Annotated in this window: 15 protein-coding genes, 1 riboswitch and 2 other annotated features (1 of these 18 only partly in view); of the genes, 13 read left to right on the forward strand and 2 right to left on the reverse strand. The window is 39.9% G+C overall.

Annotated features, from left to right (window positions below; all coding sequences use genetic code 11):
• The first annotated feature begins 75 nt into the window (after window positions 1-75).
• The 10 genes from AC0YOD_RS01165 to AC0YOD_RS01210 all read left to right on the forward strand — a co-directional run bounded on the left by AC0YOD_RS01165 (window position 76) and on the right by AC0YOD_RS01210 (window position 9,846).
• A complete protein-coding gene (locus AC0YOD_RS01165) occupies window positions 76-918 on the forward strand; it encodes a phosphotransferase (RefSeq protein ID WP_475797418.1) in 843 nt (280 codons plus the stop codon).
• Window positions 919-1,252: 334 nt separating this feature from the next.
• Window positions 1,253-1,927 (forward strand): CatB-related O-acetyltransferase, encoded by a 675-nt coding sequence (locus tag AC0YOD_RS01170; protein ID WP_475797419.1) that lies wholly within the window; start codon window positions 1,253-1,255, stop codon window positions 1,925-1,927.
• 374 nt (window positions 1,928-2,301) lie between these two features.
• Complete coding sequence (locus AC0YOD_RS01175) at window positions 2,302-2,610, forward strand: hypothetical protein (RefSeq protein ID WP_475797420.1); 309 nt, start codon at window positions 2,302-2,304, stop codon at window positions 2,608-2,610.
• 187 nt (window positions 2,611-2,797) lie between these two features.
• Complete coding sequence (locus AC0YOD_RS01180) at window positions 2,798-3,835, forward strand: aminoglycoside phosphotransferase family protein (RefSeq protein ID WP_475797421.1); 1,038 nt, start codon at window positions 2,798-2,800, stop codon at window positions 3,833-3,835.
• Between the two features lie 118 nt (window positions 3,836-3,953).
• Entirely contained in the window at window positions 3,954-4,337 is a 384-nt protein-coding gene (locus AC0YOD_RS01185) for a nuclear transport factor 2 family protein (RefSeq protein ID WP_475797422.1), read from the forward strand.
• A 113-nt stretch (window positions 4,338-4,450) separates the two neighbouring features.
• On the forward strand, window positions 4,451-6,739 hold the full coding sequence (gene metE / locus AC0YOD_RS01190; protein ID WP_475797423.1) for a 5-methyltetrahydropteroyltriglutamate--homocysteine S-methyltransferase: 2,289 nt from the start codon (window positions 4,451-4,453) through the stop codon (window positions 6,737-6,739).
• 263 nt (window positions 6,740-7,002) lie between these two features.
• Window positions 7,003-7,560, forward strand: a complete 558-nt coding sequence (locus tag AC0YOD_RS01195; protein WP_475798334.1) for a histidine phosphatase family protein — start codon at window positions 7,003-7,005, stop codon at window positions 7,558-7,560.
• Between the two features lie 67 nt (window positions 7,561-7,627).
• Complete coding sequence (locus tag AC0YOD_RS01200) at window positions 7,628-8,188, forward strand: hypothetical protein (protein WP_475797424.1); 561 nt, start codon at window positions 7,628-7,630, stop codon at window positions 8,186-8,188.
• A 63-nt stretch (window positions 8,189-8,251) separates the two neighbouring features.
• The gene (locus AC0YOD_RS01205; RefSeq protein ID WP_475797425.1) at window positions 8,252-9,034 is read left to right on the forward strand and encodes a Cof-type HAD-IIB family hydrolase; all 783 of its coding nucleotides are present in this window, start codon (window positions 8,252-8,254) and stop codon (window positions 9,032-9,034) included.
• A 77-nt stretch (window positions 9,035-9,111) separates the two neighbouring features.
• Entirely contained in the window at window positions 9,112-9,846 is a 735-nt protein-coding gene (locus tag AC0YOD_RS01210) for a class I SAM-dependent methyltransferase (protein WP_475797426.1), read from the forward strand.
• Between the two features lie 49 nt (window positions 9,847-9,895).
• Here the strand turns inward: AC0YOD_RS01210 and AC0YOD_RS01215 are convergent, their stop codons facing one another.
• Entirely contained in the window at window positions 9,896-10,783 is an 888-nt protein-coding gene (locus AC0YOD_RS01215; RefSeq protein WP_475797427.1) for a LysR family transcriptional regulator, read from the reverse strand.
• 103 nt (window positions 10,784-10,886) lie between these two features.
• Between AC0YOD_RS01215 and AC0YOD_RS01220 the strand changes: the two genes are divergently transcribed.
• Both AC0YOD_RS01220 and thiC read left to right on the forward strand, forming a co-directional pair.
• Entirely contained in the window at window positions 10,887-11,477 is a 591-nt protein-coding gene (locus AC0YOD_RS01220) for a DJ-1/PfpI family protein (RefSeq protein ID WP_475797428.1), read from the forward strand.
• A 65-nt stretch (window positions 11,478-11,542) separates the two neighbouring features.
• Window positions 11,543-11,652, forward strand: a riboswitch (TPP riboswitch).
• Between the two features lie 97 nt (window positions 11,653-11,749).
• Window positions 11,750-13,519 carry a phosphomethylpyrimidine synthase ThiC gene (thiC, locus tag AC0YOD_RS01225; protein ID WP_475797429.1) on the forward strand — a complete coding sequence of 590 codons (1,770 nt, stop codon included), beginning with the start codon at window positions 11,750-11,752 and terminating at the stop codon, window positions 13,517-13,519.
• A gap of 917 nt (window positions 13,520-14,436) precedes the next feature.
• Here the strand turns inward: thiC and AC0YOD_RS01230 are convergent.
• Window positions 14,437-14,652, reverse strand: coding sequence for a hypothetical protein (locus AC0YOD_RS01230; RefSeq protein WP_475797430.1), 216 nt, complete (start codon window positions 14,650-14,652; stop codon window positions 14,437-14,439).
• Window positions 14,653-14,841: 189 nt separating this feature from the next.
• Between AC0YOD_RS01230 and AC0YOD_RS01235 the strand changes: the two genes are divergently transcribed.
• Complete coding sequence (locus tag AC0YOD_RS01235; protein WP_475797431.1) at window positions 14,842-15,588, forward strand: DUF695 domain-containing protein; 747 nt, start codon at window positions 14,842-14,844, stop codon at window positions 15,586-15,588.
• Window positions 15,589-15,680: 92 nt separating this feature from the next.
• Window positions 15,681-15,956 (forward strand) — a binding site (T-box leader).
• 57 nt (window positions 15,957-16,013) lie between these two features.
• Window positions 16,014-16,235, forward strand: a binding site (T-box leader); it runs 55 nt beyond the window's last position.

Here is a 16,235-nt window from a genome sequence, read left to right on the forward strand (position 1 = left end):
AATCTATAAGTTAAATAAGGAGTAAGTAACTTCACACTTCAAGGTGTTAATGTTCATTGAAGGAAGGTCAAGGTGATGAATCAAATGATGGGGATTAAAGTTGGTGAAGGCGGCTGTTCAGAAGTATACGAGTGGGAAACCACTCAAAAAATTATTAAAATTGGAAAGAGCAATACGAATTTTGATGCCATGAAAAGAGAGTTCCAAAATAACCAGATTGCATGGGATAATGGCATATCCGCACCTCGCCCCTATGAGCTTTTGGAAATCAATGGACGCCCTGGTATTGTTTTTGAGCGGATCTATGGAGAGTCGTTAATGGAAAGATACTTCAAAGCGTTTATACAATCTTCTTCGACAGGAACGAGTAGAGAAGAGCTCGTTGATGAAAATGTTAGAAGGACCGCTCAGATACTAAGTGATATTCATAGCAGAACCAATCTATCTTTACCTCCTCAAAGAGAAATGATGAAGGATTTCATTCGCGGTCCTCATTATTTAACATCAGCCCAAAAGGATCAGATCATTGAGCGATTGGATCGTTTACCGATGAAACAGCAGCTCTGTCATGGTGATCCAAATCCAGGGAACATGATGATTCGAGAGGATAAGGTTGTTTTAATAGATTGGATGAATGCTTCTATTGGAAATCCAGAAGCAGACTTAGCCGAATATACGATCATGATAAGACATGCAATCCTTCCTCCTAATTTGCCAAACGAAGCCATTCTTTTCTTTGATTCAATTAGAGAGCGAATGCTCCAAGTGTTCTGGGAAGAATACAACCGTATTTCAGCGATTACATACGATGAAGTGGAGGAGTGGATCCTTCCGGTTGCTGCTCGTAAATTATGCGCTGACGGCATTAGTGAAGAAGAAAAAGAATTGCTTTTAAAAGAAATTCGTTCGAGACTTTAGTAGAATTTTCGAGAAGAAGTGAGGCCATTTTTTGTTACATGATCTCAATACGATCATTCAAAGAATAGGCTGCCGGAAATGTTAGCCTTAAGTTTGGTAAGGCAAATATAGTTTGATATCACAACTTGTTCCGGACTCGTTACTTTTTATGTCATTGTTCAGATGGACTGTGAGTAGTATTTGACGTACAGATGATTTGTTTGTTACAATTTCTCCATCAAAAAGGAAAAGGATGAGGACGATGGTTCGTCGTTTGAAACGGTTTAAGAATGTAGCTACTGCATTAAGCTTCTAAGTAAAAATGATCTATACTACTTAGAAGCGAGGGAATTATATGAAACAACATCGGTTTAACCACTGGTCCGAAATTAAGTATCTAAAGGATATTGTCACCAACCCATTGATTGAAGTGGGAGAATACGCCTATTACTCTGGTTATTACGATAATCATGATTTTGAAGATGGGTGCGTTAGATACCTATGGGGAGATGAAAAATCAAGAAACTTATTCAACCCCATCAAAGAGTATGGTTGGCATTTAGATAAATTGATTATAGGAAATTATGTATGCATTGCAAGTGGTGTAATTATTCTAATGGGTGGAAACCACAATCATCATCCTGAATGGATTACTGTGTATCCGTTTGTAGAGCAAATTGAAACTTCTTACAAACCCAAAGGGGATACAATCATAGAAAGTGATGCCTGGATTGGCATGAATGCAATGATTATGCCCGGTGTGAAAATAGGTGAAGGTGCCATTGTTGCGGCTGGATCGGTTGTTACAAAAGATGTCCCACCATATACGGTAGTAGGCGGCAACCCTGCTAAAGAGATAAAGAAACGTTTTACAGACGAAGAAATCGAAAAGTTAACGGAAATGCGTTGGTTCGATTGGGAACGTGAGAAAATCGAACGTGCCAGTCATATCTTATCAAGTTCTTCAATTAAACAACTATATGAGTTTTATCAAAAGGAAATACAACCATATGATCATCTCATTAAATAAATACGAATAAGTTTAATAAGCAAAAGACCCTTCTTAATAGCTAATTAAGAAGGGTCTTTAATATTCAATAATAATTGATTATTACCCACATTATTGGAAGTTTCAATTATGTTAAGACTGTCTCACGGCAGCCTTTTCTCAACTAACGGCGGGCGGAACGTAGTAGCAACTACCACAGCGTAGTTGTATAAATTAATGACACTCTCTTTCAATTGTGAATCGACTCGCTCTAATGGTATGATGAAAATAGTACGACAATGTTCATACAATTGGACACCCTGTTTGCTGCTTTTTAAAAGACTAAAAAACAAAGGTTGTTGGCAGGATAAAGAACCTTAAGAACCTTTGTTTAGAAAAATATTGGAGGCATTTCTATGAGTCAACGCTATCGAATTACAAGAGAATTTCAGGAAAAGGGACATTCAGGCCAAACCATCTCTTTAGAAGAGTGCAAACAGTATTTTGCAACCAAACCTGATTTTTTCTATACAACAGAATTCAAGGTCACAGGCGCAACCACTATGTCTATTGCAGGAGATTTCTTCATGTGGAGCTACAATGATAAGAAGATCCCATTTAGACATTATCAGGGAGATATATATGTGTCAGGCACTAATGCAGCAGTGGTTCCTATAATGATGGAGGTCGCTGGTGAATTAGAGGCGGATGTACTGGAAGATTAACTGAAATATCTCATTTGATCCGAACCTATATTTATTAGGTCTTATGAGAGGTTTTAATATGAATTTGAGTGAATGATGGTGTTATAGGATAACAGAGAAGGCTGCCGACATTTAGTATGCGGCAGCCTTTGTTTTGTGCGCAACACCCTCTTTCACCACTACTTTCTCTCGAACGGAGTATCTGACTATGGAAAACTTAAATTACCGTTTGAATTTTGAAAAGCTATGTGAAAAATACAATTTAGGAAAAATAACAACGGAACCAGAACAAATATTTGGCGGTTACCTTCATAGAATGTATCAATTAATAACAGACAAACAACAGTATGCAGTGAAAGCTTTAAATCCTCAAATTATGGAACGTAAAACAGCCATGCCTAACTATATGTTTTCTGAAAAGGTTGCAAACCTGGCGTGCAAAAATGGAATAAACGCACTGCCGGCAATCGTATCAAATGGCAGGTGTATGCATGAGGTGGATGGCCAATATTATCTATTGTTTCCATGGGTACAAGGGAAGACATTACCCTCAGGGGTGATTGATATGGCATGTTGCAAAATGATTGGCGGGATACTTGCGGCTCTACACAGAACTGATTTTTCTCAACTTATTGACGACAATCAGAATGAAGACTTTCATGCATCCTTAGTGGATTGGAATGAATATGCCCTTAAAGGAAAACAAGATAACCTGGAGTGGTCTACCTTGCTGTTAGATAACTTGAAGAAGTTATATCATTGGGAAGAGCTGGCAAATTCGTCGGCGAAATTATTGATGAATCATACGGTTATCAGCCATAGGGACTTGGACCAAAAGAATGTGCTATGGGATGAAAACCATACTCCGATCATTATTGACTGGGAAGCCGCCGGTACGATCAATCCAACACAAGAACTTATTGATGTAGCGCTATATTGGTCCGGCTTTGAATCGGGTAATTTAAGTAAAGATGCTTTTCATACCATTATTAGCACTTATCAAAATCATGGAGGAGAGATTGGTGACAACTGGCGTGATGTGTTGAACGCTGGTTTCAAAGGTAAATTAGGATGGTTACACTATAATTTTAGACGATCCCTTGGATTGGAATGCACGGATGAGATGGAACAAAAGCTTGGAACAAGTGAAGTATTAAAAACAATTGGGTCTATAAATGACTATGCTGATTTTATTCCTCTATGTATAGAATGGTTATCAGAAATGGATGAGCAGGCGCTTCGGTAGCGTGCTTGCTTGCAATGCTGTGAGATGTACGTGTAGGAAATTATCTAGATGGTGGGGAATACGTTGAATATAGAATATTGAGGTTGAATATTTTTATATCCATGAGAGGAGTGCGGCCATGATTAATTCTGAGACGAAAGCTATTATTGAAAAATATATTGAGGCTTATAATACATTCGATGTTGAGGGTATGATCAATCTTTTACATAAGGATATCCAGTTTAGAAATGTTTCAAATGGTGAAGTTAACACGGAAATCAAAGGCATACAAGGGTTTAGAGAGTTGGCAGAAAAGTCGTCAAAACTTTTCTCTAGTCGGTCTCAAACCATTACTGCCTATCACGTTATAGGTGAAAAGGTAGAAGTGCAAATTAATTATGAAGGGATATTAGGTGTTAACCTGCCAAATGGTTTGAAAAGTGGAGATAGGATTCAACTAAAAGGTGAGTCATTATTTCAGATAAAAGCAGGAAAAATAGCAGCGATTGAGGATTACAGCTAAGTGAAACGAGGGTATAGCTAAAGGCTATAACTAGGTATAGCTTAATACAGTTACACTATAACAGCTAATACGTGATATCTTTCTTGTAACAATTTGTATAGGAGTGTTACACGATGGTGAAAAGCAGTGTATTGGGATATCCACGTATTGGTGCAGATCGCGAATGGAAGAAAGCACTTGAAGCGTTCTGGTCAGGCAAGATCGAAGAATCAGAGTTTCACGGTAAGCTGCAAGAAATTCGTTTGAATCATTTGCGTAAGCAGCAGGAGAAGGGAATTGACCTCATCTCGGTAAATGATTTTAGCTATTATGATCATATTCTAGATACTGCTGCTATGTTTGGAATTATTCCAAAGCGCTTTTCTTATGAGGGCGGCGTTGTGCCATTGTCACTTTATTATGGGATTGCCCGTGGGACAAAGGATGCGACTGCAAGTGAAATGACCAAGTGGTTTAACACGAACTATCACTACATCGTACCTGAACTGGATGGAGCAACACCGGTTCTTACAGAAAATAAACCTCTAACAGCATACCTAGAAGCTAAGGAAAAGCTCGGCATAGAAGGGAAGCCAGTTATTGTAGGACCTTTAACTTTCCTGAAGCTGTCAAAAGGATACAACCAATCTGAGACGGATGCTTGGCTGGAAAGATTGCTTCCGCTCTATGTACAGATTCTGCAAGAGCTTGAGCGTGAAGGGGTTCAGTGGGTACAAATAGACGAACCGATTCTTGTAACAAAATTAAACGATGCTGATCTTCAGCGCCTTAAGACTATCTATGAGACACTTGCTTCGTCAGTGACTAACTTGAACATCATGCTGCAAACCTATTTTGAATCCGTAGAAAACTACAGCGATATCATAGCGTTGCCAGTCAAAGGAATTGGACTAGATTTCGTACATGGACTGTCGGGAAATCTATCATCGATTAAAAAAATCGGTTTTCCATCAGACAAGGTTCTCGGTGCAGGAGTTATCGACGGCCGTGGTATCTGGAAGGCGTCGCTGCGCGATAAACTGAATCTTTTAAAAGAGTTGACTCAACTTGTAACGGCAGAACAGCTAATTGTACAGTCTTCATGCAGCTTGCTTCATGTTCCGGTCACGGTAAAAAATGAGGCAAAACTCTTACCAGAACTAAAAGGTGCTCTTGCATTTGCCGATGAGAAGCTGGATGAGATTGTCCTTCTAGTGAAGGCAGTTACTTCAGGTGAAGCATTGATTACAGACGAGCTGGAAAAATGCGATAATGCCCTTAAGGCACTCAAACAATCTGGCGAGCGTAATCGCAATGAAATTCAACAAGCAGTCGCTGCTATTAGTGAGAAAAATCCAGAACGTAATCTGCCTTTTGCTGAGCGTCATATTGCGCAACAACAAAAATGGCAATTGCCGATTTTTCCAACAACGACAATTGGCAGCTTCCCGCAATCAGCAGAGGTACGTAAAGCCCGTCAACAATGGCGTAAGGGTGATTGGAACAACGAGCAGTATGCTAACTTTATTCGTGAGCAGATTGATATTTGGATTAAGCTTCAGGAAGAGATTGGACTGGATGTACTTGTACATGGTGAGTTTGAACGTACAGATATGGTTGAATTTTTTGGCGAGAAGCTTGCAGGCTTCGCGTTCACCCAATACGGTTGGGTACAGTCATATGGTTCCCGCTGCGTAAAACCGCCAATTATATTTGGAGATGTAGCATTCGAGAAAGCGATGACTGTTGAGGAAACCAAGTATGCTCAGTCCAAGACTGACCGTCCTGTAAAAGGAATGCTGACGGGACCGATTACAATAATGAACTGGTCGTTTGTCCGCGAAGACATCACGCGCGAGCAAATCGCTTACCAGCTTGCCTATGCACTTAGACAAGAGGTAGAGGCGCTTGAGGATGCAGGTATTGGTATGATTCAAGTTGATGAGCCTGCTGTTCGTGAAGGACTGCCGCTTAAGGAAGAGGATCAAGCGAACTATTTAGCATGGGCTGTCAAAGCATTCCGCATGACTACCTGTACGGTTCAGGACACGACACAAATTCATACGCATATGTGTTATTGTGAGTTCCATGACATGATTAATTCCATTGAAGCAATGGATGCAGATGTTATTTCAATCGAGACATCACGCAGCCATGGTGAATTGATTCACAGCTTTGAGCTGAATACTTATAAGCTGGGTATCGGCTTAGGTGTATACGACATCCACAGTCCGCGTATTCCACGAGTGGAAGAAATGACGAGTATGATCGAACGCGCCTTGCGAGTACTGGATCCAAAGCTTTTCTGGATCAATCCGGACTGCGGATTGAAAACGCGCGGATTCGAAGAAACGGTCGCTTCCTTGCGCAACATGGTTGAAGCTACGCAAATCGCTCGTACGAAGCATTCCATAAACGTATAACAAGAGGATTAAAACATATAAGTTTTATTGAAACGTAAATGGGATATTTACGATTGCAGAGCAGGTGCCGTGGCGCCTGCTCTTTTTCTCATGAGGAGTTAGATATTTCTAATTAATCTATACTTGTGATTCGGAAAATGATTTAATAAGTTGGATAATATCTCCCTTGCAAGGGGAGCTTTCATTGAGTAAAACTCACAAATAAATATAGGATTCAAATAAACGAGGAGATGGATCATTTGAACGGAAATGAGGAAAGAGAAATGATAACGACTATTTATTTGGTTCGGCATGCACACTCGGTTTATACGGCAGATGAGAGGGGGAGACCTCTATCTTCGCGTGGTCTAGAAGATGCAAGGGGAGTAACTCAAATTCTTTCACAGGAGAAAATAGATATTGTCATATCAAGCCCTTATAGGCGTGCAATAGAGACGGTAGAAGGAATTTCTAAGAATAAGAGGACTGAAATCATAATAAAAGAAGGATTCAAAGAAAGAGAGCTATCCTCTAATCCTATTGATGATTTTGAAAGTGCCATAACAAAGGTATGGCAAGATGAATCTTTTGCATGGGAAGGTGGAGAGTCAAATGTTGTGGCACAAAAACGAGGAGTAGAAGCCTTGTTTGAGCTTTTGCAAAATAATAAGGGTAAAAATATAGCGGTTGGAACGCATGGCAACATGATGGTCTTAATCATGAAGTATTATGATAAATCCTATGACATTAGTTTTTGGAAGGGACTAGATATGCCCGATATTTATAAACTCCGTTTCGATGGATTAGTCTTGATGGATGTGGCAAGAGTCTGGGAAAGATAAGGGTTTGCAACAATAATGATCTAGTTTCGTCTATCCTTTTATATGGAAAAATTAAGGGGGAATAGATGTGAAACGATTATGCTCTATGTTATTTGTTCTATTATTGATGACTAGTGGCTGTAGTACGGAAACGGAGCGGGGGGCAAACTCCAATGTTGAGAATCGGACTAAGGAAGTAAATAAGGTTCAAAATAGTATGCCAAATGAAATGCCCAGCGACTTCGATTTCTTGGTTCGTTACGGTTACGGAGAAGTTAATAAGAATGAATTTAATACCTATGATGATACAATTACAAAAGATTTGGTTGTGAAGGGAACTGCGAATGCAAGCTTTACTTTTACAACGGATGAGATGCAAAGTATTTATGAGAAAATGAAAAAGATTAATATAATGGGAAAGAAAAAGCTCAAACCATCTAAAAAAGGGTGCTTACAGACTCCTTATAGTGTTGATAATTGGGAAGTAACAGTAGCTGGGAAAAAAGAAGCGTTTGTATGGTCTGAGGAAAATTGCGAGCTAACGGATGATGCCAAGCAGCTAAAGGAATTACGAGAATTTATACGAAACATCGTTGAGGAAAAAGCGGTATATAAGGAACTGCCAGCAGCAGAAGGCGGTTATGATTGAAGCTTAGAAGAAAGCAGGTCTATTCGCATTAATGATAGAATGGAACCATAGCGGGGGAATTTAATGAGTATAAAAATTGTTTTCTTCGATGTTGACGGAACCGTTGTAGATAATGAAACAGAGAAAGTACCGGTATCAGCTATTCAAAGCATCAAGAAATTACAAGAAAAAGGTATTCATGTCGTATTAGCTACGGGTCGATCATACTTTTTTGCAAAGTCGGTAGGGGAATTGCTTGGTGTTCATAACTTTATTAACTTTAGCGGTGCTTACATAAGATTGGATGGAAAAGAAATTTACAAAGACCCTATTTCCAAGGAAGACTCTGATCGTTTGGTCGAAATAAGCCATGTAAAGGGCGATCATTTATCTTGTTTCGGCATAGAAGAATCATACTCAAACGGACAAGCGAAAGAGATTGCTCTACCCATTTTGAAACATATAGATTGCCATGAGATTCCGAATCTGTTCCCTGAGCATGTTGTGGAATATATGGGTATGTGTTTATTTTTAGACAAGGGTGTTATTGAAGATTATAATAAATGGTCAAGCGATCTTCAGTTTTATCATTGGGGAAGTAATATACCAAACGCGTATAATATTGAGAGAAAAGGCAACACCAAAGCGAGAGCATTAAAAAAGGTATTAAAACATTTTAACATTAGTTCGGAAGGAGCAATGGCCTTCGGGGATGGTGGAAATGATATAGAGATGCTTCGAGCGGCTAAGATTGGGATTGCCATGGGAAATGCAAGCGATAGTTTGAAAGAAAAGGCAGATTTCGTGACGAAAAGCGTTAATGAGGATGGCTTAGCATATGCCCTTAAGAAATTTCAAGTCATCTAAAAAGAATGTTAGAGACTCAATACAAAACATTATTTTTTGACCAGACAATAATATTCAATAGTGGAGGCTTTCATTTTATGAAACAAAATAAATATGATGATTTAGGTTTTTTTGAAAATTACAGCCAGATGCCTCGTTCGGTTGATGGACTAAATGCTGCTGGGGAATGGACGGAGCTCCGTGCAATGCTTCCTGAGCTGCGCGATAAAAAGGTGCTTGATCTTGGTTGTGGCTTTGGCTGGCATTGCCGATATGCGCGTGAACTGGGAGCTAAGTCAGTGGTGGGCGTAGATCTTTCAGAGAATATGTTGGAGCGGGCTAGAGCGATGACCAATGATTCAGACATTTCGTATCAACGACTTGCTATCGAAGACATCGATTTTCCAGCAGGGGAATTTGATGTGGTGCTAAGCTCGCTTGCACTCCACTACGTGGAGGATTTCGATAGTATTTGCAACAAAATTTATGAATGCTTAGCCCCTGGCGGGACTTTCGTTCTCTCATTTGAACATCCGGTTTTCACTGCGCTTGCTGCACAAGACTGGCACTACGGACCGAATGGTGAGAGATTGCATTGGCCAGTTGATGATTACAGCAGTGAAGGGTCGCGGCATGCAAGATTTTTGGACAATGATGTCGTTAAATACCATAGAACGGTTGCTACTCATATGAACGGACTGATTCAAGCAGGCTTTAGAATTACGAAGGTTTCGGAGCCTCAACCGACGCAAGAAATGCTGGAATCGATTGACGGCATGCGCGATGAGCTTCGTCGTCCTATTTTCCTCATGATAGCAGCAATTAAAGACTAGGTAAAGAAGTCCCTTTTGGGGCTTCTTTTTTTTATTAAAGATCATCGGACTATTTAGAATCATGGCTCAAAACCATCTCAATGAACTTCCTATGAGCTTTGGACAACCATTTATTTTTATGATAAGAGATTTGGGCATAAAACATAAGATTTTCACAAGAAGATGCTATCATTTTCAGTTTATTGTCTCGCAGCAATGCTTCCACACTTATGTTTGGCATCAAGCTAATCCCTAATCCGCTTGCAACACACTGTTTCATAGCCTCCATACTTGTGAATTCCAAATAATTAGATGTCCCAATTCCCTTCTCAACTAAATATCCTTCAAAGAATCGTCTTAACGAACAATTTTTCTCACTAAAAATGATACACTCACCATTTGCCTCTTCTATGGTTTTAATCGAATGGTTACTTTCCCCTACAAAGACCAAAGGCTCTTCGGAGTAGACTTCAGTTATTAGTTGTGGATCGCTAACCTGTGGTTCTAATGTTATCGCAATGTCTAGCTCACCTGAATGCAGTCGTTCACGCAGAGGCATACAATTATCATTTATTAGGGATATCGTAACCTCTGGATATTGCATTTTATACGTGGATAACACCTCTCCAAGTTTGTATACGGTCATCGTTTCGGATGCACCTATGCGGAGATCACCTTTTATTGTGGAGTCATCAGAAGAAATATGTGTAATTTTTGAATAGACGGACAGTAACTCTACTACATAATGATAAAGTTCCTGCCCTACCATGGTGAGTTGAATTTGCTTGCCTAATCGGTCAAACAAAGGAACACCAATCTCATCTTCAAGCTGCTGTATATGAGAAGTGATAGATGCCTGTGAGTACTGGAGACTTTGAGCTGCCTTTGTGAAGCTATTCAACTCCACGACTGCTTTGAATGATTGAAATTGACGGATTTCGATTTCTATCTCCTCCATGTATCGGGATTGTTATCAGAAATTCTAAATATATAAATTAGTTATTTCAATTTTACTGATGAGTTATTCTATCATATGATTCAATACAAAGGAGATGATTCATGTGAAAAAAGTATGTTTACTTCTACCGAATGGTTTTGAAGCCGTTGAAGCAAGCGTGTTTACAGATGTGATCGGATGGAATAAAGCAGAGGGAGATGGATCAACGGAACTTGTTACAGTTGGAACACGAAAGGAACTGAAATGCACCTGGAATTTTACGGTAATACCTGAGAAGGTTTTATCAGAGGTGACAGCTGAACAATTTGATGCTTTAGCCGTACCAGGCGGATTTGAAGAAGCCGGTTTTTACGAAGATGCCTATCGCGCCGATGTGCTCCAATTTATCCGTGAATTTGATAGACAAGGGAAAATCATCGCATCCATTTGTGTAGGGGCGCTGCCGCTTGGTAAAAGTGGGATTCTAAAGGGGCGAAACGCGACGACCTATAATCTAAATAATCGTAAGCGACAATTTCAATTAGAAGAGATGGGAGCAAACGTCATTCCAGATCAACCCGTCGTCATAGATAACCATATCATTACTTCATTTAACCCATCAACGGCTTTTACAGTAGCCTTTACACTTCTAGAAATACTCACTACGACAGAAAATGCAAACCAGGTAAAAAAACTAATGGGATTTCTCCCATGATTGCTTTTAAATGATGAAGTATACTTGGATATTTCTTACTTTTGAGTTATACTCTTGAGTAGCAATTATATAGTCACGGGAGCTTGGTGGGACCAGGCTGAGAGGATAGTTATAACTATCGACCGTCAAACCTGATCTGGATAATGCCAGCGGAGGAAATGGAGTTTTATTTCTATTTGTCTACTCTAAGACCGCCTCTTATTCAGGGGCGGCCTTTTTTATGGAGTAGAACATACTCCGCTTGATCAAATCACCCTATAGGAGGAATTGAGATGACAAGCGAAATGAAGAAGGATCCAATTAATCTATCAGCTTTTCCAGCAAGTCAAAAAGTATATGTAGAGGGTTCACGACCAGACATTTTGGTGCCCATGCGGGAAATTACACTCAGTCCAACCTCGGGCATTCACGGAGATGAGGAGAATGCACCGATTCAAGTCTATGACACAAGTGGTGCCTATACGGATACCGATGCCCATACGGATATCCGTCAAGGCTTGCAGCCCAATCGCTTAAGGTGGATCGAGGAACGCGGAGATGCAGAAGCTTATGAAGGAAGAGCCATAAAGCCTGAAGATAACGGAAACGCGCAGGGTAAAGCCGCGGCTGAAGTATTTCCAGCGCTTCAACGAAAACCGCTGCGAGCAAAAGGAGAAAAGAATGTCACTCAAATGCATTATGCACGTAAGGGAATCATTACTTCGGAAATGGAGTACGTTGCCATTCGTGAGAACGTAACACCGGAATTTGTAAGGGATGAGGTCGCGCGCGGTCGTGCCATTATTCCAGCGAATATCAATCACCCAGAGAGTGAGCCGATGATCATCGGACGGAATTTTTTGGTGAAGATCAACGCCAATATTGGAAATTCCGCGGTATCCTCTTCCATAGAGGAAGAGGTGGAGAAGATGAGATGGGCGACACGCTGGGGTGCAGACAACATCATGGATTTATCCACGGGAAAAAACATTCACACAACGCGTGAGTGGATCATTCGTAATTCTCCTGTTCCGATTGGAACGGTACCCATATATCAAGCACTAGAAAAAGTGAATGGTAAAGCAGAAGATTTAACATGGGAGATTTATCGCGATACCCTTATCGAGCAAGCCGAACAAGGGGTTGATTATTTCACCATTCATGCTGGCGTTTTGCTTCGCTATATTCCGCTTACTGCAAAGCGAATGACAGGCATCGTATCAAGAGGCGGCTCCATCATGGCGGCTTGGTGTCTTGCACATCATAAAGAGAACTTTTTATATACACATTTTGAAGAAATATGCGAAATCATGAAGAAGTATGATGTCTCTTTCTCACTAGGTGATGGGCTGCGTCCAGGTTCCATTGCTGATGCTAATGATGAAGCACAATTTGCTGAATTAGAGACATTGGGAGAATTAACCGCAATCGCTTGGCGTCATGATGTTCAGACCATGGTCGAAGGACCGGGACATGTGCCAATGCATTTGATTAAAGAGAATATGGATAAGCAGCTTGAAATGTGCAATGAAGCTCCTTTCTATACATTAGGTCCACTTACGACAGATATTGCTCCCGGTTATGATCATATTACTTCTGCCATTGGCGCGGCGATGATTGGTTGGTTCGGCACGGCTATGCTATGTTATGTCACTCCTAAAGAGCATCTTGGTTTACCGAATAAGGAAGATGTACGTGTAGGAGTTATCACTTACAAAATAGCAGCTCATGCAGCAGATTTAGCAAAAGGACATAAGGGTGCGCAAGATCGCGACAATGCTCTCTCTAAAGCCCGCTTTGAATTTCGCTGGCGTGATCAATTTCATTTATCATTGGACCCGGAGAGGGCACTCGAATATCATGATGAGACATTGCCAGCCGAAGGAGCTAAGACGGCACATTTCTGTTCCATGTGCGGACCGAAGTTTTGCAGCATGAGGATTTCACATGATATCCGTCAATCTACGAGAGTTCTGGAGCAAGAGGAACAGGATACATTTGAAGCAGGTATGTTAGAGAAGGCGCAGGAGTTTGTTAAGGGTGGCAGCGTTATTTATAAATAGATGAGGTTATTGAGCAAATATAGGAAGAAGGCTGCCGATTATTAAATCGGCGGCCTTCTTTATTGAAAGGTCATAGTCAATTTTTGGAGAATATATAGTGTATGATTTCAATTTATCTCATGATTTCCCCGAATGTTCTATGTAACCTATTAATGATCACCATTTGAGTCTCCTAGTGACATGCAAGAGATTACGCTTAGCGGCCCTAATATGTGTGTATGGGAGATGCGAGTTCTTCATTATGAGAGGGGGGCTTGGGTCGATCACATATTAGCAAATTCACAAGGTCCGGATTTAGAAATGTATATGAAAGCTCATTTAAATGAAGATGTCTAATTTCGTTTCAAGCTAACCGTGAAAGGTGGTTGAGACCAAAATGAGTAGAATATTCATGTGGCATTCACTTACAGCTTGGATTGTTGTAAGAGCAATTTCGATCCCTATGGCTATAATAATTGGTATAGAACCATTATTTGATGATGTGTACGCTATGAATGATTTGATATTTCCAATATTCACTATATTAAGTGTTACAAGCCAATTACGGATCATGGCTTTAAGAAGTAAAGCTATTCATATCAATAAAACAGAGTGATTTTATAGGGAACTAAAGGGGAAACTAAATCAATCAGTGGCTGTTTCGAAGCCTAAATGAGTATCGAAAATTAAAGGGATTGGAAAACTGGAATTCCGTAGTTGCAGGAACTCCAGTTTCCTTATTTAGTGTTTTTTTTTGCATTTACATTTGGTTTTTCTTTTTAACCTGCAGCGGACACCCACATCGACGGCAGTAATTGTAGTAATCTTAATATAAGAGACGACACCCTTCACATTAATAACGACACTATTGGCAACAATGCCTAAGAATATTCCAGTATGGAATCCGCCGCTAAAATGAATTCTGATATTCGGTGTGCCTACTCCAATCTGCGAAAGAATGAGGTTAACGCCGCTTCGATCTCCTGAACTTTTGCAGCAATGACTCCGGTTTCCAGAGTTTTTGCAACCGCAACTGCGATCTCCTGAACTTTTGCAACCCTGACTTCGGTCTCCAGAGCTTTTGAAACCGCCGCTTCGATCCCCTGAACTCTTACAACCCTGACTTCGGTTTCCAGAGCTTTTGGAACCGCCACTTCGACTTCCCGAGCTTTTAAACTTTTCCTTTTTGGACACTAGCATCATCTCCTTTATTAAACTTGCAATCAGTATATGTAAATTGATAGATTTCAGTGTGTATGTATATACTAGTTTGTAAGAATTGGAAAAAATAATTGACAGAGATGTATTTAGCTTTTTAATCTAAAACGAAACGGGGTTTCTATATGTCAGAGCATTGGGATGTTTATTTTCCATATATTGAAGATAAGATTGCATCAATTGTGCTAGATATGAATGTAGCTGATGAGACGAATAAAAGTATTTACAGATTTCCTCTGGCTTTAAAGATATTCATTAAAAATCCCAACGATAATGGCTTCGCTATTCATGCTGAAGCAGATTTATTTAATGAGCTAGAGGATTTAATTAATGACTCATTAGGGAATAACTATATTAATGTTGGGAGACTAACTACGGATGGTGAGAGAGATGTTTATTACTATAGTTCCGAGGAAGAGTATGATCATATTCGTAACTTAGCAGAGAATTACTTAGCTCAGCATCAGTATGAATATAGAATTTATTCTATTAATGAAAATGAACCATGGGAATTTTATTTTGATTATCTCTTTCCCAACAAGTATCAGCTTCAACATATTAGTAATCGTAATTTAATCCAGTCTATTGAGGATATGGGAGACCCTTTAACGGTTGAGCGGTCCATTGAGCATTGGATCTATTTTAAAGAAGCAGATAATAGAGAGGCATTTAAACAAGCGATTCTAGAAGAGCAGTTTGAAATCATAAATGAAATTAAAGGTAATGATAATTATTCTATCGTTATTTCAAAAATAAGTGAACTGCATGCTAATTTGGTTGATGAGCTAACAGACTATTTGGTGGAAATGTCAGAGAGGTTTGATGGAGATTATGATGGATGGGAAACAGAGGTGAAAAAAGAAGGAAAATGACTAGTATGTAAGCTAGAAATATCTGTATTTAGGTTATGTTTGTACGTTGTAACATCCTAGACGTTGTGCTAATATATTACCAACAAAATAATCGATAAGCGTTGAAGAGAATAAAATACAAGGACATTATGTTCAGAGAGCAAAGGAAATGCTGAGACCTTCGCCATAAACCTTGTATGATGTCGTCTCGGAGCTTTTTGATCGAAAGCGGAAACTAATGGTTAGGTGGTTCTGTCAGTAGACTCAAACGGAATGGTACACGTTATCGTGCTGAAGGTAAGGATAGAACCTTACTTCATGAGGCTGGAATCGTAAGATTTCAGTAAATCAGGGTGGTACCACGAAAATTTACCCCTTTCGTCCCTAGGCTAGACAGTTGGTTTTCTGTCGCCTGCGGATGAGAGGGGTTTTATATTTTTGAAATAAAATAAGCGTTGAAGAGAATAAAATACAGGGGACTTTATGTTCAGAGAGCAAAGGAAATGCTGAGACCTTTGCCATAAACCTTGTATGATGTCGTCTCGGAGCTTTTTGATCGAAAGCGGAAACTAACGATTTGGTGGTTCTGCCAGTAGACTCAAACGGAATGGTACACGTTATCGTGCTGAAGGTAAGGATAGAACCTTGCCTCATGAGGCTGGAATCGC

The organism is Paenibacillus sp. J31P13 (assembly GCF_056269295.1).

What these genes read in the sequence shown, in the direction of transcription:
- AC0YOD_RS01170 (WP_475797419.1), top strand. Translation starts at nt 1,253, where the DNA reads ATGAAACAACATCGGTTTAACCACTGGTCCGAAATTAAGTATCTAAAG.
- AC0YOD_RS01185 (WP_475797422.1), top strand. Translation starts at nt 3,954, where the DNA reads ATGATTAATTCTGAGACGAAAGCTATTATTGAAAAATATATTGAGGCT.
- AC0YOD_RS01180 (WP_475797421.1), top strand. Translation starts at nt 2,798, where the DNA reads ATGGAAAACTTAAATTACCGTTTGAATTTTGAAAAGCTATGTGAAAAA.
- AC0YOD_RS01165 (WP_475797418.1), top strand. Translation starts at nt 76, where the DNA reads ATGAATCAAATGATGGGGATTAAAGTTGGTGAAGGCGGCTGTTCAGAA.
- AC0YOD_RS01205 (WP_475797425.1), top strand. Translation starts at nt 8,252, where the DNA reads ATGAGTATAAAAATTGTTTTCTTCGATGTTGACGGAACCGTTGTAGAT.
- AC0YOD_RS01215 (WP_475797427.1), bottom strand. Translation starts at nt 10,783, where the DNA reads ATGGAGGAGATAGAAATCGAAATCCGTCAATTTCAATCATTCAAAGCA.
- AC0YOD_RS01195 (WP_475798334.1), top strand. Translation starts at nt 7,003, where the DNA reads ATGATAACGACTATTTATTTGGTTCGGCATGCACACTCGGTTTATACG.
- thiC (WP_475797429.1), top strand. Translation starts at nt 11,750, where the DNA reads ATGACAAGCGAAATGAAGAAGGATCCAATTAATCTATCAGCTTTTCCA.
- AC0YOD_RS01235 (WP_475797431.1), top strand. Translation starts at nt 14,842, where the DNA reads ATGTCAGAGCATTGGGATGTTTATTTTCCATATATTGAAGATAAGATT.
- metE (WP_475797423.1), top strand. Translation starts at nt 4,451, where the DNA reads ATGGTGAAAAGCAGTGTATTGGGATATCCACGTATTGGTGCAGATCGC.
- AC0YOD_RS01175 (WP_475797420.1), top strand. Translation starts at nt 2,302, where the DNA reads ATGAGTCAACGCTATCGAATTACAAGAGAATTTCAGGAAAAGGGACAT.
- AC0YOD_RS01210 (WP_475797426.1), top strand. Translation starts at nt 9,112, where the DNA reads ATGAAACAAAATAAATATGATGATTTAGGTTTTTTTGAAAATTACAGC.